Consider the following 24,696-nt stretch of genomic DNA (forward strand, 5'->3'; position numbering starts at 1 on the left):
GGTTCCCTGAAGGAACCTATCCGATGAAGTTCCCTCAGGGAACCCGACCCGGCCGACCCCGGATACGCTGGCCGCCATGACCCGCACCTCCCTCGCCGATGTCGCCTGCTCGATCGCCCGCGCCACCGACCTCTTCGGCGACGCCTGGACGGCGCTGATCATGCGGGACGTCCTGACCGGCATCCACCGTTTCGACGACCTGGCCCACGACCTGGGCATCTCCCGCAAGGTCCTGGCCGCCCGGCTGGCCCGGCTGGTCGAGGAAGGCGTCCTGGTCCGCGAGCGCTACCAGGAGCACCCGCCGCGCGAGCAGTACCGGGCCACCGAGAAGGGCGCCGAACTGCACGCCGTCCTGATGGCCCTGATGGCCTGGGGCGACCGCTGGTACGCGGGCGAGGCCGGCCCGCCGGCCCGGATCCGCCACCTGGACTGCGGGCGGGAGACCACGCCCGTGACGGCCTGCGGCCACTGCGGCGGGCCCGTCACCGCCGCCAACACCACCGAACTGCCCGGCCCCGGCGGCCGGACCGGCCCCGGCACCCAGGTCCTCGGCCCGCTCCTCGCCGCCCGAGCCGCCCGAGCCCCCCAAGCCGCCCAGGCCGCCCAAGCCGCCCAAGCCGAATACGCCGCCGACGACACCGGTCGCTAGCGGAGCCGGCCGCCGGCCGCCCGCGACCCCGCCCCGCTACACCGTGGTCCGGGCCCTGCGCACCAGCCACCAGGTGACGACCAGCGCCACCACGAACAACCCGAGGTTGAGCCCGTTCTCGATCAGGTGGAAGGTGCCCATCCGGCCCTCCGGCTGCAGGCTCTGCTGCATGCCGGTCAGCCCGTGCTGCCGCAGGCAGGAGCTGAACGCCTCGGCCCGCCCGTCCGGAATGTTGCCGCACCACTGACCCATCACCTCGTTGTACGGGTGCAGGCCCCCCGCCGCGTCGACGAACGGCGCCTTGCCGCCGTCCAGCACCAGGTCGTTGGCCACCGGCGCGAAGGCGTCCACGCCCCCGCCACCGCCCGCGCCACCGCCCGGCGGGAGCGGGATCGTCCGGGTCACCGGGTCCATCAGGTGCGGCCGCAGCCGCTCCATCAGCGCGGTGCGCCCGGCGAAGGAGCCCAGCACCACCAGGAAGGCGGGCACCAGCCGGCGCAGCGCGCCTCCCACGGCCACCCCGAACATCCCCCAGGCGAGCGCGAGCGTGAGCGGCATCCAGCCGCCGGCCTGGAAGAGCGTCCCCTCGAACAGGCTGCGCCGGTCGGCGAGGTGGACCAGCCGGGCGACGTGCAGGCACTCGGTGGCGAGCGCGGCGGCCAGCCCGCCGACCACGGTGCCGAGCACGGCGAGCTTGCCGAACAGCCAGCGCCGCGGGCTGATGTCCTGGGACCAGGCGAGCAGGAGGGTGCGCTGCTCGTACTCGCGGGCCAGCAGGGGCACCCCGATGAACATGCCGAGCATCGCGGGCAGGAAGACCACCAGGTTCAGCTGGTAGCCGGCGATGTCGGCGCCGTGCCTGATCCGGGCGAGCCGGTCCTCGGCGACGGCCCGGGAGCAGTCCGGCCCGTGGCAGAGGTCGAGCGCGCCCTGGAGGTCGGCCGCGTTGACGGCCATCCAGCCGAGGAAGCCGGCGGTCAGGACGGCGCCGCCGATCAGCTGCCAGCGGTGCTGGCGCCAGGTGAGCCAGAGGATGCCGCGCCACAGCTGCCCTCGGGGAGCGGGTGCGGGCCGGGTGGCGGTGGCAGCCGGCGAGGCGGGCGGCGGGGTCGTGGTCGGGGCGCTCATCGGCCGGTCTCCCCGAGGGAGGTCCTGAGGTAGCCGAGCACGATGTCCTCCAGGGTGACGGGGTGTCCGGTCCAGCCGGGGGTGTCGAGCGGGGTGGCCGCCCCGAGCAGGGTGCGTACCAGGAAGGTGGACTGCCTCGCGGTGTGGGTCTCGTGCACGACCTCGCCCTCGACCGGCGGCCGGTCGGCCCGCGGCCCGGTCAGCCGCGCGTGCTGGCCGAGCAGGTCCTCGACGTCGCCGTCCAGGATGTTCCTGCCGTGCGACAGCAGCAGTAAGTGGTCGCCCACGCCCGCGAGTTCGGCGACGACGTGGGTGGACAGCAGCACCGTCATGCCGGTCTCGGCGACCTCGCCGAGCAGTTCGCCGGTGACGGCCTTGCGGGCGACCGGGTCGAGGTTGGCCAGTGGCTCGTCCAGCAGGAGCAGCGACGGGCAGGCTCCGAGCGCGACGGCCAGCGCGACCTGGGCCTGCTGGCCGCCGGAGAGCTTGCCGCAGCGCCGGTCGAGCGGGATGCCGAACCGTTCCAGCCAGGCGAGCGCGCGGGTCTGGTCCCACACCTGGTTGGTGTGCCGGCCGAAGTTCAGCATGTCGGTGACGCTGAAGTCGCGGTAGAGCGGCTTGTCCTGGGAGAGCAGTACCACTCGGCCCGCCGTCCGGTACTCCCCGGCCGTGGGCCGGAGCATGCCGCTGACGATGCCCATCAGGGTGGACTTGCCCGCGCCGTTGGCGCCGACCAACGCGACCACCCCGCCGGCCGGGAGCTCGAAGCCGCAGTCGTCCAGGGCGGTCACGCTCCCGTACCGCTTCGTCAGTCCGCGCACCTCCAGGGCCGCGCTCACGCTCCGGCCCCCTGACGCGCGTCGCGCCGGGCTGCGGCTCCGTGGCCCGCGTCGCGCCGGGCGGCGGCCGGTTCCTCGGCGAGGACGGCGGTGACGAGCGCCTTGACGTCCTCGTCCTCCAGCCCGGCCTCGCGGGCCTCGGCCACCCAGCGGGAGAGTCCGGTGCGAAGCCGAGCCATGTCGTGCGGTTCGACGGCACCGAGCGAGCCGGTGACGAAGGTTCCGGAACCCTGGCGCGCTTCGACCAGGCCGCCGTGCTCCAGCTCCTTGTAGGCCTTGAGCACGGTGTTGGCGTTGACGGTGCACGAGACGACGACGTCCCGCACGGCCGGCAGCCGGTCACCGGGTTTCAGCACTCCCAGCCTGAGCGCCTCCCGCACCTGTCGTACGAGCTGCGCGTAGGCCGGGAGGCTGTCGGCCCGGTCCACATGGAATTCGATCACGGGGTGTCTCCTCGGTGATTGAGGCCTGCCCCGTAATTGTTATGGTCAAGTAGAACACTAGTCAACCACTACAGCGAAGCACTGCGGTGACGACAGGACACCGGTACCCGAAGAACCGCCCCCCTCAGAGCTCGACCAGCACCTTCCCCCGGCTCGCCGCGCGGTCCACGTAGAGGCTGCGGTACGCCTCCGGGATGCTGTCGAAGCCCCGGTGGACGGTCTGCTGGTAGCTCAGCTCCCCATTGCGGACCAGGGCACCCACGTCCCGTCGCAGTGCGGTCCAGTTCTCCTCGGTGAACCACTCCAGCGAGAAGATGCCGCGGATGGTGGTGCGCGGGAACATGATCATCGGCAGCAGCCGGGGCCCCGCCCAGTCGCCGCCCACCTGGCTCCCCCACTGCCAGCAGACCGCCACCCGGCTCTCCACCGCGAGCATGCCGAACACCACGTCCGTCAGCACCCCGCCCAGGCTGTCGAAGTAGCGGTCGATGCCGTCCGGTGCCAGCTCGGCGAGCTCCTTCGCCAGCCGCTCGGGGGCGTCGCCGTCCCGGTACAGCACCACCCCGTCGAAGCCCAGCTCCCACAGCCGCTCGGCCTTCTCCGGCGTCGCCGTGGTGCCGATCACCCGCGCTCCCCGGTGCTTGGCCAGCTGCCCGACCACCGACCCCACCGCCCCGGAGGCCCCGCTGACCAGCACCGTCGCTCCGGCCCGTACGTCGAGGAACTTCTCGACCGTGCCCCAGGCCGTCATCCCGGGCCCGCCGAGGACGCCGAGCGCGGTGGACAGCGGCAGCGCCTCGTCGTAGTGGCCGGGGTCCAGCCGGCGGTAGGCCGGGAAGACCATCGGGAAGGTCCCGGTCTGCCAGAGCCGGGGCGCGCCGTTGCTGACCACGTGGCTGCACCAGCCGGCGAACCCCTGCACCAGGTCGCCGACCGCGAACCGCGCGGCCGGCCCGGCCTCCACCACCTCCATGATCGAGTCGGCGCCCATGTGGTCGCCGATCGGGGTGTCCAGTGCGATGCCCTGCAGGTACGGGTCGACCGAGACGTACCGGGTGCGCAGCAGCATCTCGTCCGCGGCGAGCCGGACGTCCACCTCCTCCACGACCTTCCGGTACATCCGCTCGATGTCCGGCACGCCCTCCACGTGCTCCCGGACGGTCCACTTCTCGATCCTCACGAGGTGACTCCAAACTGCCGGTCGACGGGTCCTGTGGGGCCTGCGGTTCCTGCGATTCCTGAGGGGCCTGCGGATCCTGCGGGTCCGACGGGTTCGATGAGCAGGGTGGGCGGCGGCGCGGTGTCGTCGATCTCGGCGGAGAAGGGCTTGCCGTCGTCCCGGCAGATGAACTGGACGACGTGGCGGCCGGCCGCCGCGGCCCGGATCAGCCCGCCGGTGGTCGCCCAGACGCCGGAGAGGTAGAAGTTCGCGAGGCCCGGCAGTCCGGGGCCGTTGCGCTTGATCTCCTCCTCCAGGGTCTCGCCGCTCTCCACGAAGGGCTGCCAACCCAGCACCGTGCCGTCGTAGTTGCCGGTGTAGCGGACCTGGGTGAGCGGGGTGGAGACGTCCTTGACCGCCACCGCGTCCTTGAGGCCCGGGTGGTGGACGTCCAGGAAGTCGATCACGGCGTCCCGCACCCGGCGCTTCTCCCGCTGGTACTCCCGGCCCCGGCCGACCGGCAGGGTGTGCAGCTCCTCGCCGCGCCGCAGCCGGGGCGTCTGCTCGGGCCCGGTGCTCAACTCCCGCCAGGGGGCGATGTCGCAGAAGTAGCTGGCGTACACCACGGTGGTCCCGGCCGGGGACAGCTCCGGGTAGTGGCGGCTGCGGAACTGGACGTTGACGCTGGGGTGCCGGATCCCGGTGAGCCGGCCGGCGAGCTCGTCCTCCAGCAGGTAGGTGGTGCACGGGTCACCGGCGGGGAAGGGGCGGCGCAGGCCGAGGAAGACGGTCAGGTACCCGGGGAAGACCATGCCGGGCTCGGTGATGGTCCTGGTGTACAGCCGGCGGTAGGTGTCGTTCAGGTAGCGGCCCTTGAGCAGGTCCAGCATGGTCGTCCGGCCGTCGCAGGCGGCGACCACGACGTCCGCCCGCACCTCCTGGCCGTCGCTCAGCCGCACCCCGACCGCCCGGTCCTCCTCGACCAGGATCTCGGTCACCTTGGCGTTGTACGTGATCTCCCCGCCGAGCCGCCGGTAGCGCTGCTCGACCGAGTGCGCCAGGCCGAGCGAGCCGCCCTCCGGCACCCCGGCCGACTGCCCGGCGTGCGAGGCGAGTTGGAAGTAGGTCGGCAGCACCGGGAAGTTGGGGTGCTTCTCGTACAGGACGAAGTTGAACGCCTCGCGCAGCAGCGGGCTCCGGAACCGCGCCGAGTAGTCGCTCATCAGCACCGTGATCGAGCGCCGGATCACGTTGAAGTAGGGCAGGAAGGAGGCGAGCATCCGCCACCGCTCCCGCCGGCCCATCAGTCCGACCGGCTTGAGGAAGGGGTAACGGGCCAGCGCCAGACGGAACTTGCGCAGTCCGGCGCAGAACTGCCGGATCTGCCGGGCGTCCTCCGGGGCCAGCTCAAGCAGGTGGGCCTCCAGCCGGTCCGGGTCGGAGTAGAAGTAGACCGCCCCGCCGTCCCTGGTGCGCACCACGTTGAAGACGTCGAAGTTGCGCATCCGCTTGCCCTGCAGCGCGCCGAGTTCGAGCCAGATCCGGTGCATCTCGTTGCCCGGTCCGCTGCCCAGCAGCCAGCTGACGCAGCAGTCGAAGGTGAACTCGCCGCGGTCCCAGCCGGTGCAGCAGCCGCCGGGGATCTCGTGCATCTCCAGGATCCGGGTGCGGTAGCCGTTCATCTGCGCGTAGCAGCCGGTGGACAGGCCGCCGAGCCCGCCGCCGATGACGACCATCGTCTGTCGATTGGTGGTCACTCCGCCACTCCCACTTCCGCGACTCCGACTTCCGCCACTCCCACTTCCGCGACTCCGACTTCCGACGCTCCGACCTCCGCGACTCCCACTTCCGGCACTCCCGCTTCCGGCGCTCCCACGTCCGCCACGCCCGCCTCCGCCACGCCCGCTCCCGGCGCCCCCACGGTGACCCGGTCGAGTTGCGGCAGGCTGCCCCACTTGCCCGTGTGCCACGGCTCGCGGTTGTCGCTGGGCCAGGCCCGGAACGGCCGGCCGAGCTCCCGGCAGAGGTACTGCGCGGCGAACCGCCCGCTGGTGGCCGCCCGGATCAGCCCGCCGAGGGCCGTCCACTGCCCGGCCATGGAGAAGCCGCTCAGCCCGGGCAGCCGCATCCGGTCCCGGTTGACCAGCCGGTTGGCGGCGTCCTCGGCCTCCGAGAAGGCCTGCCAGGCGAGGATGGAGCCGTAGGTGTTGCCGGTGAACCGCTCGGTGGTCACCGGCGAGGCCACGTCGACCAGTTCGATCCGCCGGCCGAGCCCCGGGTAGGTCCGTTCCAGGAATCCCCGGACGAACGCGGCCACCTCCTGCTTGCGCGCCCGGTAGGCCCGGCGGTCCCGGACCCGCAGGTCCTTCCAGGAGCGGTAGTCGCTGAAGTAGGTGCAGTGCAGCACCGACTTGCCGGGCGGTGCGAAGCCCTCCGCGTAGGACGAGCGCAGCTGCACCACCAGGCTGCTCTGCAGCGAACCGGGCAGCCGGGCGCCCTCCTCGGGGGCCAGCAGGTAGGTGGTGCTGTGCGGCTCGCCGGCCGGCAGCGGGCCGTCGACGCCGACGAAGGCGGAGACCACGGCCGGGTACAGGTTGCCCGGCTTGTCGAGCAGTTCGCCGTACAGCAGGTCGGTGGCGGGGCTGGAGTAGCGGCCCTCCAGCAGCCGGTCGAGCACCGTCGGGCCGTCGCAGGCGGCGACCACGTGGTCGGCGAAGTGCCTTGAGCCGTCCCGGAGTTCGATGCCGATGGCGCGCCCGTCCTCGATCAGGATCCGCTCCGCCCGGCAGCGGTAGCCGATCACCCCGCCGAGCGAGGTGTACCGCTCCTCGACCGAGCGGGCCAGCCCCAGCGAACCGCCCTGCGGGAAGCCGGCGTTGCCGTTGTGCGCGGCGGCCAGGGTGTACAGGTACGGCAGCAGCGGGAAGCCGGCGGGCTCCTGCAGGAACATGTTGGGGAAGGCCCGGCGCAGCAGCGGGTCCTGGAAGCGCTCGGCGAAGCCGCTCATCGGGGTGGTCGCGGTCCGCCAGAACAGCCGGAAGGCCGGCAGGACGGTGCGCAGGGTGCGCAGCCGCTCCGCGGGGGTGCGCAGCGGCGGCGGGGTGAGGTCCCAGGGCAGGTCGACGGCGGCGAAGCGGCGCAGGTCCCGGCAGAAGGCCCGGATCGGCTTGGCGTCACCGGGGGCGACGGACAGCAGGTGGTGTTCCAGCCGGTCCGGGTCGCCGTAGAAGGTGACGGCGCGGCCGTGTTCGTCGACGACCCGGTTGAAGGTGTCGAAGCGGGTCACCGATTTGCCGTCCAGGGCGCCGAGTTCGCTCCAGACCTGGTGCGCGCCGGTGCCTTCGGCGGTGCCGATCAGCCAGTCGATGCAGTAGTCGAACAGGTAGCCGTGCCGGGACCACGCGGTGCAGCAGCCGCCGGGCAGCACGTGCTTCTCGAAGATCCGGGTCTCCAGGCCGCTCATCTGCGCGTAGCAGCCGGTGGCGAGGCCGGCCAGGCCGGCCCCGATCACGATGACCCGGGGCGGGCCGCCGGGGGCCCGCTCCCGCGTGGACCAGTCCGGTCCGCGGTCAGTCGCGGCCATCGACGGTCCCTCCGGCCAGGATGGCGCCCGCGAGTTCGGCGTTGCGGGCGGCGTGGTCGCCGTCGAGCATCTCGGCGTGGCTGCCGTGGCCGGCGTACACGGCGGTGCCGGTGGTGGAGGCGCCGTGCCAGGAGCCCTCCTCGCCGCCGACGTGGACGGCCAGCCGCTCGCGCTCGCAGACCACGTCGAGCTGGGCCCGCACCGTGCCGGTGTTGGGCGTACGGCTGCAGAACTCCAGGTAGTCCCTGGCCTGTTCGAGGGTCTCCCGGGCGACGATCCGGGAGCCGGTGTGGCGGTGCAGGTGCTCGTGGAGTTCGCGTTCGAAGACGGCCACGTGCTCCTCGCCGAGGTCGAAGGCGTCGAGCACCCGGTAGGCGTCCACCAGGAGCACCGAGCTCACCGTCCGGCCCCGGTGTTCCAGTTCCTTGGCCACCTCGAAGGCGAGGTTGCCGCCGAGCGAGTAGCCGAGCAGGACGTACGGCCCGCCCGGGTGCAGTTCCTCGACCAGGTCGGCGTAGCGGGCGGTCTTGTCGTCGCCGGTCAGGTAGTTGAAGGCGGCGATCCGGTGTTCGGGCAGGTGGGTCGCGAGCTGCCGGTAGACCAGTCCGTGGCCGCCGGCGGGCGGGAAGCAGAAGACCGTACGGTCCTCGGGTGCCGCGGCGTTGAACCAGAGGTGGGACTGGCCGCCGGCCACCTCGCCGGTGATGATCTGCTCGACGGTGCGGGCCATGCCGTGCAGGGTGGTGACCTTGAACAGCTGGCCGACCGGGATGCCGATGTTGAACTCGGTCTGCAGGTGGTGGATCAGCTCGATCAGCCGGATCGAGCTGCCGCCGAGTTCGAAGAAGTCGTGCTGCAGGCCGACTTCCTCCAGGCCGAGCAGGTTCCGCCAGTGCTCGGCGACCCGGGTCTCGTAGAGGGTGACGGGCGGTTCGTGCTGGGCGCCGGCGGTGTCGGCCTTGGGCTCCGGCAGCGCGGCGAGGTCGACCTTGCCGTTCGGGGTGAGCGGCAGGGCGGGCAGTTCGGTGAGGTAGGAGGGGATCATCACGGTGGGCAGGTGCTCGGCGAGGTGGCGGCGGAGTTCCCGGCGGTCCAGCACGGTGCCCTCGGCGGGGACCACGTAGGCGGCCAGGACGGCCTCGCCGGAGGCGTCCTGGCGGACCGCCACGCAGGCCTGGGCGAGTTCGGGGCGGGCGGTGAGGTGGGTCTCGATCTCGCCCGGCTCGATCCGGTGGCCGCGGACCTTGACCTGGTTGTCGATCCGGCCGAGCAGGTGGGCGGTGCCCGCGGTGTCCCAGTGCCCGAGGTCACCGGTGCGGTAGAGCCGCAGGGGCGTGCCGTCGAGGTCCAGGGTGGTGAAGCGCCGGTCGGTCTGCTCCGGGTCGTTGGGGTAGCCGGCGGCGACGCCGGCGCCGCCGATCCACAGCTCGCCGGGCACCCCGGCCGGGACGGGCTCGCCGTAGGGGTCGAGGATGTACAGCGCGCTGTTGGGGAAGGGCCGGCCGATCGGCACCATCCGGCCGGGTTCCAGTTCCTCGGCCGCGCCCTCGTAGTAGGTGGAGTCGACGGTGGCCTCGGTCAGCCCGTAGGAGTTGACCAGCCGGGTGTGCTCGCCGCAGAGGGCGCGCAGTCGGCGGTGCTCGGCGGACTTCCAGGAGTCGGAGCCGACGATCACCAGTTTCAGGAAGTCCAGCGTCAGGCCTTCGCGCTCGCAGTGGGCCAGCAGGGCGCGGGCCACGGCGGGGACGAACTCGCCGCAGTCCACGGCCTCTTCGCGCATCACCCGGTGCAGCCGGGCGGTGTCGAAGAGCAGTTCGCGGTCGACCAGGACGAGGGTGCCGCCGGTGCCGAGCGCCCGGGCGAAGTCGCCGGAGAACACGTCGAAGGCGGTGCCGGCCATCTGCAGGTGCACCCGGGCCTCGGTGTCCAGCCGGTACTCCGCGCGCCAGCCGGCCGTGACGGCGGCCAGGTTGCGGTGGTCGACCCGGACGCCCTTCGGCCGGCCGGTGGAGCCGGAGGTGTGGATCAGGTACGCGGCCCGGTCCGGGTCGGCGGCGGGCAGCGGTACGGCGGTCGCGGCGGGGCGGTCCAGTTCCTCCAGGGTGACCGGCTCGGCGGGCAGGCCGGCGGGGAGCGGGCGCCGTTCGTCGACCACGACCAGTGCGGCCCCGGCGTCGGCCACCTGGTACGCCAGCCGGTCCGCCGGGTGCCCGGGGTCGAGCGGCAGGTAGGCGGCGCCGGCCCGCCAGATCCCCAGCAGGGTGGTGATCAGCTCGGGTGACTTGTCCAGGCAGACCGCCACCACCGAGCCCTCCCCGACGCCCAGTTCGCGCAGCCGGGCGGCGGTGCGCTGGGAGCGCCGGTCCAGTTCGCCGTAGGTGAGCCGCCGGACCTCGTCCCGGCCGGGGGCGACCACGGCGACGGCCTCCGGGTGCTCGGCGGCGGCCTTGGCGATCAGCTCCGGCAGCGGGGTGTCGTGCTCGATCCTGCGGTCGGCGCCGCTGAACCCGGTGAGGATCTCCCGGCGTTCGGCCGGGTCCAGCATCCGCAGCCGTCCCACCGGCAGGTCCTCGGCGGCGCGGGTCATGGCGTCCAGGAGGTTGCGGTAGTGCCCGGCCAGCCGCTGGACGGTGGCGGGCTCGAAGAGGTCGGAGTTGTACTTGAAGACGCAGTGGAAGCAGCCGTCCGAGCGGTCCTCGTAGGCGGACAGGGTGAGGTCGAACTGCCCCTCCTCCTCCGGGAGTTCGATGTACTCCAGGCGGTAGCCGAAGCGTTCCACGGCGACCTTGTGGGTGAGCAGGATGAACATCGCCTGGAACACCGCGGAGCGGCTCGGGTCGTGCTGCAGCCCCAGCTGCTCGACCAGCAGCGGGAAGGGGTACTCCTGGTTGTCCAGCCCGCCGAGCACGCTCTCCCGCACCCGGGCCAGCAGCTCGGCCACGGTCGGCTCCCCGCCCAGGCTGACGTGCAGCGGCAGCGGGTTGACGAAGTAGCCGTAGACGGAGGCGAACTCCTCCTGGGTGCGGCCGGTGACCGGGCTGCCGACCACGATGTCCGGCTGCCCGGACCACCGGTGCAGCAGCAGGTAGTAGGCGCTGAGCAGCACCATGAACGGGGTGGCGTTCTGCGAACGGGCCAGTTCGTGGACCCGGGCGGTGAGTTCCTCGTCCAGCCGGAAGAACTCGGAGGCCCCGTTGTGGGTCTGCACGGCCGGCCGCGGCTTGTCGGTGGGCAGCGCCAGCACCGGCATCTCGGCGGGCAGGTGGCCGCGCCAGTAGTCCAGCATCCGCTGCGCCCCGGGCCCGGCCAGGAAGCGGTTCTGATGGTTGAGGAAGTCCAGGTAGCGGGCGGGCACCGGGGGCAGTTCGGGGCTGCGGCCCTGGCGCAGCGCCTCGTAGACCTCGAACAGCTCCTCGATGAAGGTGAAGGTGGAGATCGCGTCCGAGACGATGTGGTGGACGGCCTTCATCAGCACCCAGCGCTCCGGCCCGCGCCGGAACAGCCGCAGCCGTACCAGCGGGTCCTCGGCGAGGTCGTACGGCCGCCGGTACTCGCGGACGATCAGCTCGTGGATCTCCTCCCACGGGCGGCCCTCGACGTCGGTCAGGCCGGTGTCGGCCACGTCCTCCGCGCGGATGCGCTGGAGCGGCCGGCCCTCCTCGGCGGTGAAGGCGGCGCGCAGGCCGGGGTGGCGGGCGACGAGGTGGCGGAAGGCCGCGAACACCAGCTCCGGGTCGAGCGCGGCGCGCACCTCGACGGCGCCGCCGATGTTGTACGCGAAGCCGTCCGGGTGCAGCTGGCGCAGGAACCAGAGCGCCTGCTGGTTGTGGGTGAGCGGGTACCGGGACTCGTCGGTGTACGGCTCGACCTCGGCCCGGGCCGGGCCGCCGTCGGCGTCGAGCCGCTCGGTCAGGCCGTCGGCGAGCAGGTCGACCAGGTCGCCGACGGTGCCGTTGCTGAGCAGGGCCACCACCGGCAGGGCGACGCCCAGTTCGCCGTGCACCCGGGCGCGCAGCTCCATCGCGAGCAGCGAGTCCAGGCCGTGCGCGCCGAGCTTGGTGTCGGGGCCGATCCGTTCGGCGCCGATCCGCAGCACGGCCGCGGCGGCGGCGGTGAACCGCTCGGTGACCAGCTCCCGGCGGGTCTGCGGGCCGGCCGCCCGGTAGGCGTCGAGGAAGCCGCCGGTCTCGGCCGGGGCCTGCTCGGCGGCGCTCGCCGCCAGGTCGGCGACCAGCGGCGGCGGCGCCGGGTACCAGGCGAGGAAGGTCGGCCAGTCGACCACGGTGGCGACCAGCAGCTGGGCCCGGTCCTGGCCGAGGACGCGCTCCAGGACGGCCGTCCCGGCGTCCGGCGGCAGCGAGCTCATACCGCGGGCGTCGCGGTAGTGCGCGACCAGGCCCAGCTCCTCGATCATGCCGGTGGCCCAGGGCCCCCAGTCCAGGCTGAGCGCGGGCAGTCCGTCGGCCCGGCGGTGGTGCGCCAGGGCGTCCAGGAAGGCGTTGCCGGCCGCGTAGTTGGTCTGCCCGGCGGTGGTGAGCAGCGAGGCGACGGAGGCGAACAGCACGAAGTGGTCGAGCGGTTCCTCGCGCAGCAGCCGGTGCAGCAGGTGGCCGCCGGCCACCTTGGGGGCGTACCCGGCGTCGAAGGCGGTGCGGTCCATCTGCGCGAGCAGGGTGTCCTTGACCTGCCCGGCGAGGTGGAACACGCCCCGGATCGGCGGGTGCTGGCGCTCCCGGTAGTCGGCGAGCCAGCCGGCCAGGGCCGCCTCGTCGGTGACGTCCACCGGGGCGAGCAGCGGTTCGGCGCCGAGTGCCCGGAGTTCGCGCAGGAAGGCGATCCGCTCCCCGGCGGGGCTGCTCGGGTCGGTGTCCGCCCACTGGGCGCGCTCGGGCAGGGCGGTGCGGCCGACCAGGATCAGCCGCCGGGCGCCGCGCTTGACCAGGGTGCGGCAGAGCAGCCGGCCGAGCGCGCCGAAGGCACCGGTGACCAGGTAGCTGCCGTCGGCCCGCAGGACGGGCGGCAGCGGCCGGGTGAGGCCCTCGGCCTGCCGCAGCCGGCTGGTGAGGCGGCGCCCGGCGCGCAGGGCGATCTCCTGCTCGTCGCGGGCGGTGAGCTCGGCGAGCAGCGCCTCGGCCTGGTCGGCGGCCTCGGCGGCCGGGTCGAGGTCGATCAGGCTGCCGCGCTGGGCGACGAGTTCCTGCTGCCAGAGCACCCGGCCGACGCCCCAGGCGGGGGCGCCGAGGGGTTCGACCCGCTCGCCGGGGGCGGCGGGCTGGGTGCCCCGGGTGACGATGTGCAGCCGGCCGTCCGGGCGGGCGGCGGGCAGGGCCTGGGCGAGGGCGATCAGGGAGTAGGCGCCGAGGGTGGCGAGCCCGTCCAGCCGGTCGGGCGTGGTGGCGTCCAGGGCGGGCAGGTCGAGGTTCCAGAGGTGGACGACGGTGCGGTAGCCGGGGTCGAGGTCGGCGAGCAGCCGTCGGACGTCCTCGGCGGAGTTGGGCCGTACGGTCGAGCCCTGCTCGTCGTGCCGGTACTCGGGGCCCGGCCGGACGAGGTGGCAGCGGGCGCCGCGTTCGGCGGCCAGGGCGGCCAGCCGCTCGGCGAGGCCGCCCTCGTCGGCGAGGAGCAGCAGGTCGCCGAGGGGTTCCTCGGCGGTCGGCTCGGGCGCTTCCGTCCACGCGACCTCGGTGAGCCAGCCGTCGATGGTGGCCAGGCCGACGGAGGCCGGGGCCTGGGCGACGTCGGCGACCCGGAAGCCGGTGATCCGGCCGAGCGGGGTGCCGTCCTCGGCGTACAGGGCGATGTCGCCGACGAGTTCCTCGCCGCTGTCCCGGGTGACGGTGGCGCGTGCCCAGAGCGGGCGGTCGCCGATCTCGTCGAGCCTGACCTCCTCGATGGAGACCGGCAGCCGGACGCTGCCGCCCTCGGGTGCGTGCAGGGTGGTGGTGAGCAGGGTCTGGAAGCAGGCGTCCAGCAGGACCGGGTGCAGGTGGTGGCCGGCCGCGTCGGGGCCGAGGCCCGCGGTCGGCCGGATCCGGGCGAGCGCCTGGCCGGGGCCCGCCCAGACCTCGGCGACGGCCTGGAAGGCGGGCCCGTAGTCGTAGCCCCGCTCGGCCAGCCGCCGGTAGCAGTCCGGGCCGTCGAGGTGCTCCCCGTGGGTGTGCGGCAGCGTGACGTCCAGGGCGGGCCCGTAGGAGCGCCGCTGGCCGGTGCGGACCCGGCCGCCGGCGTGCACGGTCGGTTCGCCGCCGTTCGGGGTGGCGGCGACGGTGAAGCGGGCGTCCTCGGGGGCGTAGCCGAGCTGGACCCGGACGGGCTCGGTCTCGGAGAGGAACAGCGCGCGGTTGAGTTCGACCTCGGCCAGCACCACCTCGGTGCCGCCGGTCAGGGCACGGACGGCCTGGGCGGCCATCTCCAGGTACCCGGCGGCCGGGAAGACCACCTGGCCCTCGATCCGGTGGTCGGTCAGGTAGGGCAGCCGCTCGGGGTCGAGCGTGGTGGTCCAGCCGGGCTGGGCGCTCGCGGTGCGGCGGCCGAGCAGCGGGTGGTCGACCCGTCCGAGCCGGACCTGTGCGACGGGCGAGGGCTCGACCCAGTACCGGTCGCGCCGCCACGGGTACCCCGGCAGCGGCACCGGGCGCCCGGCCGGGTGCAGCGCGTCCCAGCCCAGTTCGACACCCAGGGTGTGCAGTTCGGCGAGGCTGCGGGTGAAGCGCGCGGGCTCGTCCTGGCCGCGGCGGATCGAGGGCAGGGTGTGCGCGCGCTCGGCGCACTCCCGGATCGCGTGCCCGAGCACCGGGTGCGGGCCGAGCTCCAGGAACAGGGTGTGCCCGTCCTCGGCCATCCGCTCGACGGCGGCGCGGAAGCGCACCGGGTTGCGGACGTTCTCCCACCAGTAGCCGCCGTCCAGTTCGGGCCCCTTGGCGAGGCCCTCCCGTCCGGTCAGGTAGAGCGGAAGCCGTGCCTGCTGCGGCTTGACGGCGGCGAGGGCTGCGGTCAGCTCGTCCCGGATCGGGTCCATCCGCATGCTGTGGTACGGGACTTCGACGTCCAGGGGGCGGGCGAAGACGCCCTGCCGGGTGAGTTCCTCGGCCAGCTCGCCCAGCGCCTCGGTGTCCCCGGCCAGGGTCACCGCCGAGGGGCTGTTGACGGCGCCGAGCGAGATCCGGGTGCGGTACGGCCGGATCCGGCGCTCCGCCTCCGCCTCCGGCAGGCCGACCGCGAGCATGCCGCCGGTGCCGGCCAGCCGCTGCTGGAGCCGGCTGCGGGCGAGCACCACCCGGACGGCGTCGGCCAGGTCGTACACCCCGGCCTCGTGGAAGGCGGCGACCTCGCCGGTGCTGTGGCCGACCACCGCGTCGGGGCGCAGGCCGTGGCTCCGCCAGAGCGCCGAAAGCCCCACCTGCACGGCGAAGTTGGCGGGCTGGGCCAGCCAGGTCTCGGCCATCCGGGAGTCCGCCTCGTCCCGGCCCAGCTCCTCGGTCAGCGACCAGCCGGCCTGCGCGCGGATCTCCCGGTCGACGGCCAGCACGGCCTCCCGGTAGACCGGCTCGCTCTCGTACAGGCCCCGGCCCATGCCCCACCACTGCGGGCCCATGCCGGTGAACACCCAGGCCAGGCGCCGCTGTCGGCGCTCGCGGGCGCGGCCCCGGGCCACCTGCGGGTGCTCCTCGCCGCGCGCGCACGCGGCCAGCGCCTCGTCCAGGTCCTGCCGGGTGGAGTAGGCCACCGCGAGCCGCTCGGGCAGGTGCTGGCGGCGGTGCGCCAGGGTGTGGCCGAGATCGGTGAGCGAGGCCCCGGCGGCGAGCTCCTGCCGGACGGCTTCGGCGAGTTCGGGCAGTCCGGCGGCGTCCTTGGCGCTCAGCGGCAGAACGGTGCGGACCGGCTCGGCGACCGGGGCGGCGGGCTCGGGGCGGGGCGGCTCCTCCATCAGGACGTGCGCGTTGGTGCCGCCGAAGCCGAAGGAGTTGACGCCGGCGCGGGCCGGGCCGCGGTGCTCGGGCCAGTCGACCGGTTCGGTCGGGATCTCGAAGGGCAGCGCGGCCAGGTCGATGCCGGGGTTGGGCCGTTCCAGGTTGAGGTGCGGCGGGATGCGGCGGTGCTTGAGGGCGAGCGCGGTCTTGATCAGCCCGGCGACGCCGGCGGCGGCCTCGGTGTGCCCGATGTTGGTCTTGACCGAACCGACGTAGCAGCGGTCCCCGTCGCGGCGGCCGATGCCGAGCACCCGGCCGAGCGCGGCCGCCTCGATCGGGTCTCCGACCGGGGTGGAGGTGCCGTGCGCCTCGACGTACTGCAGGCTGCCGGGCAGCAGTCCGGCCTCGGCGCAGACCCGTTCGATCAGGGTGACCTGGGCATCCGCGCTGGGGACGGTGATGCCGTTGGTGCGGCCGTCCTGGTTGACACCGCTGCCGAGGATCACCGCGTGCACCGGGTCGCCGTCGCGGCGCGCGTCGGAGAGCCGCTTGAGGACCACCACGCCGACGCCCTCGGCCCGGACGTAGCCGTCCGCGGAGGCGTCGAAGGCGCGGGAGCGGCCGTCCGCCGAGAGGAAGCCGCCCTTGGTCTCGGCGATCGTGTACTGCGGCGCCATGTGCAGCAACGCGCCGCCGGCCAGGGCGAGTTCGGTCTCGCCGCGGAGCAGGCTCTGACAGGCCAGGTGGACCGCGACCAGGGAGGAACTGCACGCGGTGTCGATCGAGACGCTGGGGCCGCGGAAGTCGAAGCAGTGCGAGATCCGGTTGGAGACCATCGTCATCATGGTGCCGGTGGCGGTGTGCGCGGCGATGGTGTCGAAGTCGAGGTCGGCGAACTGCAGGATCTTCCAGTCGAGGGTGAAGGCGCCCATGTAGACGCCCACGTCCCGGCCGGCCAGCTCGGCAGGGCGCAGGCCGCCGTCCTCCAGGGCCTCCCAGGTGACCTCCAGCAGTTTGCGCTGCTGCGGGTCCATGTGTTCGGCCTCGCGCGGGCTGATGCCGAAGAAGTCCGGGTCGAAGGTGTCGAATCCGTCGATGTAGCCGCCCCGGCCGCCGATCAGCCGGCCGGGCTTGGCCCGGTCGCGGCTGCCCAGGGTGGCGGTGTCGTACCGGTCGGCGGGCGTCTCGGTGAGACAGTCCCGGCCCTCGATCAGGTTGCGCCAGTAGGTCCGGTGGTCGTTGGCGTGTCCCGGCAGGCGGCAGCCGATACCGGTGATCGCGATGGGCTCGCGGGGCACGGCGAAGGGCGAGGAGGTCATGGTCCAATCCGAGGGTGAAGGCGTGGCGCCGGGGACACGGGCATGGGGGCGGGACACGGGCATGGGGGCGGCCGCGCGGCCGGAGTCAGACGGACGGCTCGGTGGTCTCCGCCCGGCGCCACGGGTGCAGCAGGGTGGCGCCGAGCTCGCCGGTCGTGGGGAACGCGGCCGGGTCGGTGAGGCCGACGGCGGTGGGCACCCGGCCGGGCCGCCAGGTGAAGCTCCCGAACACGTGGTCCCACAGGGAGAGGTCGGAGGAGTAGTGGCCGGCTTCGCCGAGGTCGGTGCTGTGGTGCAGGCGGTGGAGCTCCGGACCGGCCAGGACGTGACCGAGCGGCCCGAGGTGGACGTCGATGTTCGCGTGGACGAAATACCCCTGGGCCAGGACGAATATTCCGACCACGAACACTGAATCCGCCGAGAATCCGACGAGCGCCAGTGAAAGTTGGACCACGGACTGCGCGACGAAGACGTCCAGGAAATGATTCACGCCGTTGTTCGCGACGTTCACCTTCTCCGGGACGTGGTGCACGCCGTGCAGCCGCCAGAGCCACCGGTTGCGGTGCGACCAGCGGTGCACGAGGTAGTCGCCGAGCGAGCCGACCAGCAGCGCGAGTGGGATCTCCACCGCGAAGGGCAGCGCCGGGTGCGCCGGGCCGAGCAGCTCCACCAGTGACGTCACCAGCCCCTGGGCCAGCGCGCCGCCGACCATGCTCAGCAGGAAGTAGACGCTGTACCAGCCGAGTTCGCGACGCGTCGGGTGCCAGTCGGTCCGGTACGGGATCACCCGCTCCAGGACCGCCAGGTATCCGATGACGGCCACCAGGACGAGCGGGGAGACCCGGTCGGGAGCCCAGTGGAAGCGGAGGGTCGCGACGGCGACGCACAGCACGCCCACCAGCAGAAGCGGATGGGCGAGCCGGCGTGCAATGGCTGAAAGCACGCGCCCCCCGTTCTTCGCGGACTAACGACTGGAAACGTCAGAGACTCTAGCCGGAGCCGCTGGCCGAGGAAGTCATTCGACGTGTTAACGCCATGAATGACCCGATCGGCGGACGATACGCGCACGAAGTTGACGCTCGAACGGCGTGAAGGGGGCGCGTTTTGTGCCAGCAGCGGGGACTCTCGGGGCGCGCACGGCGTCACACCACCGGGTGAGCGCTGTCGAGCGCCCCCACGCGCGCCGGTACCGGGAGGCGCCGCGGCACCCGCCCGCCACTCAGGTCCGGACCAGCTCCGCCAACCGGTGTGCGGCGTGCGGCGCGTGCGCCGCGAGGCGGTCGCGCACGCCGCGCAGCTCGTACTCGACCAGCGCCGGCAGGGCGACCGCCGGCATCGCCTCCAGCGCGGGGCCGAGGAGTTCGACGGCGCCCCGCGGATCGTGCGCGCAGACCAGGCAGTCGGCCGCCCGGACGATGAACAGCAGGCGACTGGACGGGAGTTGGCTCGGGCCCAGCAGGCCCAGCGCGGTCTCGGTGGCGCTCAGCGCCCGGCGGGCCAGCCGGGGGTCGTCGCCGGCCGCGGCGAGGTCGCGCAGCGCGGCGGCAGCGGCGGACTCGACCCGCATCCGCATCGAGGCGATGGAGAGCCAGGGCACGTCGGCCTCGTCCGCCGCGCCGATGTGGTCCAGGTGCGCCCGGGCCAGACCGATCTGCCGGACGGTCGCCCGGACGTCGCCGGTCAGGGCGTGCGCGCGGGCCCGGCTGATCCGGCCCATCGCACCGGCCCAGTGCCGGCCGGGGGCGACCCGGTCGATCTCCCGGGCGAAGCCGAGGGCCGCCGCCGGGTCCCCGTCCATCCGGGCCAGGACGCCCAGATCGCTGAGCGTGCCCACCTGGGTGGCCAGGTCCCCGGCCAGCCCGGACCAGGTGAGCGCCCGGTCGTAGCAGGCCATCGCGGTGGCGTTGCGGCCGTCCTGCATCCGCAGCGCGCCGGCCGCGTGGGCGTGCTCGGCGGCCAGCCGGGCGAGCGGAGCGCGCTGCGCGGCGGGGGCGCCGGCGAGCCGGGCGAGCACCGCGTGCAGGGTGCGCTCGACGGCGGCGGCCAGGCCCGGCCGGCCGCCGGTCTCGCCGGAGCGCAGGTGGGCGGCGAGCAGTCCGGTCAGGGCGTGCGCGGTGGCGGCGTCCAGCGGCCGCGCCGCGGCCGGGTCGGCGAGCGCCTCGGGAGCGCAGAACTCGGCGTGCAGTCCGGCGAGTTCAGCGGCCGCCGGGACGGCGCAGCCCTCGGCGCCGTGCAGCGGACAGAGCAGCCCGTAGTCGGGCAGCCGCGCCGGGGCGGGGGCGGTGAGGACCGGCTCGGCCGGCGCGAGGCCCGGCAGCGGGGGCCGGAGCAGCGCGGGAGAGAGGGAGAGGGAGTCGGGCCCGCAGAGTTCGGCGGTCTCGGCGCGCAGACAGGCCGCGCTCAACTCACCGCCCGCGCCGAGGAGTCGGTCGATCCGGTCGGCGACCCTGGGGGTGACCCGGCGGGCACCGTGCTCGATCTTGCTGACCGCGGTGTGGTCGTAGCCGATCCCGGCGCCGAGCTGCGCCTGGGTGAGGCCGGCCCGGCGGCGCCAGTGCCGCAACCGGGCGCCGAACTCCCGCCAGGCGCCGCGGCCCTGGCCGGCCGGCGGGGCCGGAGCCCCCGGGTCGGGGGCCACTCGGTTCCGCTCCACGGCTGCCTCCCGGGTGCGTCGTCGCCCTCGGCCGGTCGCGGTGCCACCACGAGGACGGCACCGGTACTCGATCGCCGACGGTACTGGACGGCCCCCCGCCGCGTATATGACGTGGTCTCAACCACTTCAAGAAAACCCCAGCTTGACGCAAATTCGAACGACGCGCTTGACGGAATTTGCCAACCCGATGCATCGCCCGCACCAGCCATTGACCCGGGCATGACGCCATGTGAGGGTTCGGGCACCCGAGCGCGGACGGCCCGCACGGCCGTCCCCCGAACACGGCCAGCGGTGCGCCACCAGCCACTGCCGTCCGCGGTCGAGGACCCCCACATACGAGGAGCCTCGATGCAACGCAGGATGTCCACCGGGCGGTTGCTCACCACGGCGACCACCCTGACCGTGCTGGCCGGCCTGATCGCCGCCACTGCGGGGCCGGCCACCGCCGCGCCCACCCCCTCCCCAGCACCACCGAGCGCCCTGTCCGCCGCCGTCAACGCCGCCGACGCGGCCGCCGCGGCCGGCCTGGACGCGCTGGCCAAGGGCCCCGACGAGACCTATGAGCGCAAGGCCGTCACCCCGTGGGTCGGTGGCCTCTACTCCGTCGCCTACGAGCGCAGCTACCGCGGCCTGCCCGTGGTCGGCGGCGACGCGGTGGTGCTCGCCGACGGTCAGGGCAAGGTCCGCGGCCTGCAGTCCGCCGCCCCCGGCCCGGTCGGCGGCTCCGTCACCCCGCAGATCAGCGCGGAGCGCGCGGAGCAGACCGCGCGCACCGAGCTGGCCGTCGTGAAATCGGTGGAGTCGAACCGCCTGGTCGTCCGGGTCAAGGACGGCAACGGCGGCCGGCTCGCCTGGGAGACCGTGCTCAACGGCTCCAAGGGCGCCGCCCCGAGCCGGCTGCACGTCTTCGTCGACGCCGCGAGCGGCGAGGTCATCGACAGCTACGACGACGTCCACGCCGGCACCGTCAACAGCAAGTGGAACGGCCCGGCGCCGGTCACCATCAGCACCACCGGCTCGGGCGGCTCGTACTCGCTGCGCGACCCCAACCGGCCCGGCCTGACCTGTTCCGACTACAGCACCGGCCAGGTCTTCTCCAAGTCCAGCGACTCCTGGGGCACCGGCAGCCCCACCAGCAAGGAGACCGGCTGCGGCGACGCGATGTTCGCGGCCCAGAAGGAATGGGACATGCTCCGCGACTGGCTGGGTCGCAACGGGCACAACGGCAACGGCGGCAGCTGGCCGGTCAAGGTCGGCCTCAACGACGTCAACGCCTACTGGGACGGCAGCTCGATATCCATCGGCCACAGCCAGGCCAACGAGTGGATCGCCTCGATCGACGTGGTCGGCCACGAATTCGGCCACGGCATCGACCAGTACACCCCGGGCGGCGCCAACAACGAGGCCGGGCTGGGCGAGTCCACCGGCGACATCATGGGCGCGCTCACCGAGGCCTACGCCAACGAGCCCGCGCCGTACGACAACCCGGACTACCTCGTCGGCGAGATGATCAACCTGGTCGGCAGCGGTCCGATCCGCAACATGTACAACCCCTCGCAGGTCGGCAACAACCCCAACTGCTACTCCTCCTCCATCCCGAACACCGAGGAGCACGCGGCGGCCGGCCCGCTGAACCACTGGTTCTACCTGCTGGCCGAGGGCTCCAACCCGGGCGGCGGCAAGCCCACCAGCCCGACCTGCAACAACTCCACGGTCACCGGCATCGGCATCAAGGACGCCGGCCGGGTCTTCTACGGCGGCATGCTGCTCAAGACCAGCGGCATGACCTACAAGCGCTACCGCACCGCCACCCTGACGGCGGCGAAGAACCTGGACCCGTCCTGCACCTTCTTCACCCGGGCCAAGGCCGCCTGGGACGCGATCAGCGTGCCCGCGCAGAGCGGTGACCCGAACTGCACGCCGTCCGGCACCAACGACTTCTCGCTGTCGCTCGGCCCGGCGTCCGGCTCGGTCCAGCCCGGCGCCTCGACCACGGCGACCGTCGGCACCGCGCTGACCTCGGGCACCGCGCAGTCCGTCAACCTGAGCGTCTCCGGCGCCCCGGCCGGCGTCACCGCGACGGTCAGCCCCTCCTCCGTGCAGACCGGCTCGTCCGCCACGCTGACCCTGGCGGCCTCGGCGAGCGCCCCGGCCGGCAGCTACGTGATCACCGTCACCGGCACCGCCGGCGCGGCGACCCACACCGCCCAGTACACCCTGACCGTCGGCGGCGGGGGCACCCCCGGCGGGCCCGCGCCCGACATCGACGTCGCCAAGGTCCAGGCCCACCTGTCGCAGCTGAACGGCATCGCCAACCAGAACGGCGGCAACCGCCGGGCGGGCACCGCCGGGCACAGCCAGTCGGTGGCGTACATCAAGGGCAAGCTGCAGGCGGCGGGTTACACCGTCAGCGAGCAGACCTGCACCTCCTGCACCTACCAGTCCAACAACCTGATCGCCGACTGGCCCGGCGGCCCGTCCGACCAGGTCACCATGTTCGGTGCGCACCTGGACAGCGTCGGAGCCGGCCCCGGCATCAACGACAACGGCTCCGGTTCGGCCACCCTGCTGGAGAACGCGCTCGTGCTCGCCCAGCAGAACCCGACGCTGACCCGGCACGTCCGGTTCGCCTGGTGGACGGGTGAGGAGCAGGGCCTCCAGGGCTCGCAGTTCTACGTCGGCCAGCTGGGGTCGAGCCAGCGCTCCGCGATCAAGGCGTACTACAACTTCGACATGGTCGGCTCGCCCAACGCCGGCTACTTCATCAACAACATCTCCTCCTCGGCCTCCGCGCCGATGAAGGCCTACTGGGACTCGCTCAACCTCCAGCCGGAGGAGAACGTCGAGGGCCAGGGCCGCTCGGACGACTACTCCTTCCAGCAGGCCGGCATCCCGACCTCGGGCTACGCGGCCGGCGCCAGCGACACCAAGTCCTCCTCGCAGGCGGCCAAGTGGGGCGGTCAGGCGGGCCGGTCGTACGACTCCTGCTACCACCAGTCCTGCGACACCACCGGCAACATCGACGCGACGGTGCTCAACCGCAGCGCCGACGGCGTGGCCTACACCATCTGGAAGACCTCGGTCGGCGGCACCACGCCCACCAACGACTTCTCCCTCTCGGTGAACCCGGGCAGCGCCACCGTCAAGCCCGGTGAGAGCGCCAGTGCGACGGTCGCCACCGCGACCACCTCCGGCTCGGCCCAGACGGTCAACCTGTCCGCCTCGGGCGCCCCGGCCGGCGTCACGGTCTCGTTCAGCCCGTCCTCGGTGCAGTCCGGCGGCTCGGCGACGGTCACCGTCGCGACCTCCGCCTCCACCGCGGCCGGCACCTACAGCATCACCCTGACCGGGGCCGGCTCGGCCACCCACAGCACCACCTTCTCGCTGGTCGTGGGCAACGGGAACCCCGACCCCAGCGGCACCTGGACGGCCGGCACCACCTACAAGGCGGGCGACACCGTGACCTACAACGGCGTCACCTACGTCTGCGTCCAGGGCCACACCGCCCAGGTCGGCTGGGAGCCGCCGATCGTCCCCGCGCTCTGGCAGCCGGTGTGATCGAGGCGACCTGACCGGGGCGATCTGATCAGGACGACCTGACCGGGGCGTTCTGACCGACGCCCGGTGAAAGCCGCTGCGCCGCGGTCCGTCGAGGGGGGACGGACCGCGGCGCAGCCGTGTGCGGGGCCGGTGGTCAGCCCGGGTGGAAGGCGACCCGGACGGTGGCGTCGAAGGGGAGGATCAGCCCGTTGCCGCTCTGCCAGGTCCAGGTGCGCGGGACGAGGAACATCCGGCCGCCGGAGTGCGCCAGCAGCCGCAGGCCCTCGTAGCGGTACCGGAACCGCGCCCCCTCCGCCACCTCGGGCAGCACCGTCTCCCGCACCCCCTCCCACCCCAGGTGCAGGCGCTCCGAGGTGTCCAGGATGACCGCCGGACGCCGGTAGAGGTGGTGGGCGAGCTGCTCGGCGTCGGCCGTCCCCTTCTGCTGGGCGTAGCCGCCGACCGCCCAGTACGAGCAGAGCACGACGATCGCCACGCTGATGCCCAGCGCCGCGCGCTCCCCGGTGAGCGGGTAGTCCGCGCCGGTGCTGCGCACGTACATCAGCCGGGCCAGCACCGCGAGCAGCAGCGCGCCGCCGATCAGCAGCGGGGTGCCCATGGGGCCGGCGTCGACCACCTCGAAGCCGGCCAGGAAGCCGAGCACCAGCAGCGGGACCACCAGCGCGGTGACGGCCAGGCAGACCCAACGCACGGTCCGGACGCCATCCGCGCCGCCGCCAGCCGCCCTGGTCGCGAGGTGGTAGCCGAGCGCGCCGACCAGCGCCCCGCACAGCGCCACCCCGGCCGGGACGTAGAGCGCGGGGGAGCTGCGCAGCAGCAGGTCCTGGGTGGCGAAGCCGATCGTGCCCGCGTCGATGCCGAAGTAGCTGTAGAGCGAGCTGGTGTAGGCGTAGCCGAAGAAGAAGAGCAGCGCGGTGAGGAGGGTGGTCGGGGCGACCCAGGTGGCGAGCTTGGCGATCCAGTCGGTCCAGGGCCGTACCGGCGGCTGCGGCGACTGTTGCCCCGGTTGTTCCGCCGGCGCCCGCCTCGGTTCGTCCGGGGGCTCCTCCTCGGCAGTGGTCAGGGGTTGCTCCCGGCGCCGATGGTGGCACCGCCGTACGGGCTGACACCGCCGTACGGGGTCGCCTCGACGCTGGGGGTGGAGCCGGTGCCGGAGGTGGAGCCGTCGTCCGGGACGGTGATGATCTCCACGGTGCCCACGGCCTGGACCTGCTTGCTGTCGCCGTCGACCGTCACCGTCAGGCAGATCGTGCGGCTGGTGGTGCCGGGCGTCCACCGCGGAAGGGTGAACTCGGCCCGTTCGGTCTCGCCGTCGACCACCTGGACCGGTCGCGAGGCGGGGGTGGCGAACCTCGACGTGCCGCAGTCGGCGACCTTGCTGATCGTCGCCCGGAAGCTGGTCCTCGCGGGGAAGGACAGCTTGATCAGGGCCTTGTTGTCGGTGCCCTGGAC

The 24,696-nt window shown here is 73.4% G+C and carries 11 protein-coding genes and 2 pseudogenes; 3 read left to right on the top strand and 10 right to left on the bottom strand.

Annotated features, from left to right (window positions below):
* The first annotated feature begins 76 nt into the window (after positions 1-76).
* A complete protein-coding gene (locus IE332_RS26815; protein WP_189921162.1) occupies positions 77-649 on the top strand; it encodes a winged helix-turn-helix transcriptional regulator in 573 nt (190 codons plus the stop codon).
* Between the two features lie 36 nt (positions 650-685).
* Here the strand turns inward: IE332_RS26815 and IE332_RS26820 are convergent, their stop codons facing one another.
* The 5 genes from IE332_RS26820 to IE332_RS26840 form a co-directional block, all read right to left on the bottom strand.
* The gene (locus IE332_RS26820) at positions 686-1,777 is read right to left on the bottom strand and encodes an ABC-2 membrane transporter-related protein (protein WP_189921164.1); all 1,092 of its coding nucleotides are present in this window, start codon (positions 1,775-1,777) and stop codon (positions 686-688) included.
* The gene (locus IE332_RS26825) at positions 1,774-2,616 is read right to left on the bottom strand and encodes an ABC transporter ATP-binding protein (RefSeq protein WP_189921166.1); all 843 of its coding nucleotides are present in this window, start codon (positions 2,614-2,616) and stop codon (positions 1,774-1,776) included. The genes IE332_RS26820 and IE332_RS26825 overlap by 4 nt, the downstream gene beginning before the upstream one ends.
* Complete coding sequence (locus tag IE332_RS26830) at positions 2,613-3,059, bottom strand: GntR family transcriptional regulator (RefSeq protein WP_189921168.1); 447 nt, start codon at positions 3,057-3,059, stop codon at positions 2,613-2,615. The genes IE332_RS26825 and IE332_RS26830 overlap by 4 nt, the downstream gene beginning before the upstream one ends.
* Positions 3,060-3,183: 124 nt before the next feature.
* Complete coding sequence (locus IE332_RS26835) at positions 3,184-4,239, bottom strand: MDR family NADP-dependent oxidoreductase (protein ID WP_189921170.1); 1,056 nt, start codon at positions 4,237-4,239, stop codon at positions 3,184-3,186.
* Complete coding sequence (locus IE332_RS26840; RefSeq protein ID WP_189921380.1) at positions 4,236-5,954, bottom strand: phytoene desaturase family protein; 1,719 nt, start codon at positions 5,952-5,954, stop codon at positions 4,236-4,238. Before IE332_RS26840 ends, IE332_RS26835 begins: the two co-directional genes overlap by 4 nt.
* Positions 5,955-6,013: 59 nt before the next feature.
* On the opposite strand from IE332_RS26840, the pseudogene IE332_RS42460 reads away from it, so the two are divergent.
* A pseudogene (locus IE332_RS42460) lies at positions 6,014-6,073 on the top strand (hypothetical protein); the annotation flags it as partial.
* A 72-nt stretch (positions 6,074-6,145) separates the two neighbouring features.
* On the opposite strand, the pseudogene IE332_RS26850 reads toward IE332_RS42460, so the two are convergent.
* The 4 genes and pseudogenes from IE332_RS26850 to IE332_RS26865 all read right to left on the bottom strand — a co-directional run.
* Positions 6,146-7,801: pseudogene (locus tag IE332_RS26850) on the bottom strand (phytoene desaturase family protein); the annotation flags it as partial.
* Positions 7,788-17,030 (bottom strand): non-ribosomal peptide synthetase/type I polyketide synthase, encoded by a 9,243-nt coding sequence (locus IE332_RS26855; protein ID WP_189921172.1) that lies wholly within the window; start codon positions 17,028-17,030, stop codon positions 7,788-7,790. The pseudogene IE332_RS26850 and the gene IE332_RS26855, both read right to left, overlap by 14 nt.
* 85 nt (positions 17,031-17,115) lie before the next feature.
* Complete coding sequence (locus IE332_RS26860) at positions 17,116-17,973, bottom strand: sterol desaturase family protein (RefSeq protein ID WP_229928937.1); 858 nt, start codon at positions 17,971-17,973, stop codon at positions 17,116-17,118.
* 276 nt (positions 17,974-18,249) lie between these two features.
* Positions 18,250-19,683, bottom strand: a complete 1,434-nt coding sequence (locus IE332_RS26865; RefSeq protein ID WP_229928938.1) for a helix-turn-helix domain-containing protein — start codon at positions 19,681-19,683, stop codon at positions 18,250-18,252.
* Between the two features lie 348 nt (positions 19,684-20,031).
* Between IE332_RS26865 and IE332_RS26870 the strand changes: the two genes are divergently transcribed.
* Positions 20,032-23,241: a M28 family peptidase gene (locus tag IE332_RS26870; RefSeq protein ID WP_229928939.1), complete on the top strand. Its 3,210-nt coding sequence runs from the start codon at positions 20,032-20,034 to the stop codon at positions 23,239-23,241.
* 136 nt (positions 23,242-23,377) lie between these two features.
* On the opposite strand, the gene IE332_RS26875 is transcribed toward IE332_RS26870, so the two are convergent.
* Entirely contained in the window at positions 23,378-24,520 is a 1,143-nt protein-coding gene (locus IE332_RS26875) for a hypothetical protein (RefSeq protein WP_189921174.1), read from the bottom strand.
* Between the last annotated feature and the right edge of the window lie 176 nt (positions 24,521-24,696).

This window comes from Kitasatospora xanthocidica (assembly GCF_014656195.1).
In the GTDB taxonomy this organism is placed as follows: Bacteria; Actinomycetota; Actinomycetes; order Streptomycetales; family Streptomycetaceae; genus Kitasatospora; species Kitasatospora xanthocidica.

What these genes read in the sequence shown, in the direction of transcription:
- IE332_RS26815 (WP_189921162.1), top strand. Translation starts at nt 77, where the DNA reads ATGACCCGCACCTCCCTCGCCGATGTCGCCTGCTCGATCGCCCGCGCC.
- IE332_RS26855 (WP_189921172.1), bottom strand. Translation starts at nt 17,030, where the DNA reads ATGACCTCCTCGCCCTTCGCCGTGCCCCGCGAGCCCATCGCGATCACC.
- IE332_RS26870 (WP_229928939.1), top strand. Translation starts at nt 20,032, where the DNA reads ATGCAACGCAGGATGTCCACCGGGCGGTTGCTCACCACGGCGACCACC.
- IE332_RS26840 (WP_189921380.1), bottom strand. Translation starts at nt 5,954, where the DNA reads ATGGTCGTCATCGGCGGCGGGCTCGGCGGCCTGTCCACCGGCTGCTAC.
- IE332_RS26820 (WP_189921164.1), bottom strand. Translation starts at nt 1,777, where the DNA reads ATGAGCGCCCCGACCACGACCCCGCCGCCCGCCTCGCCGGCTGCCACC.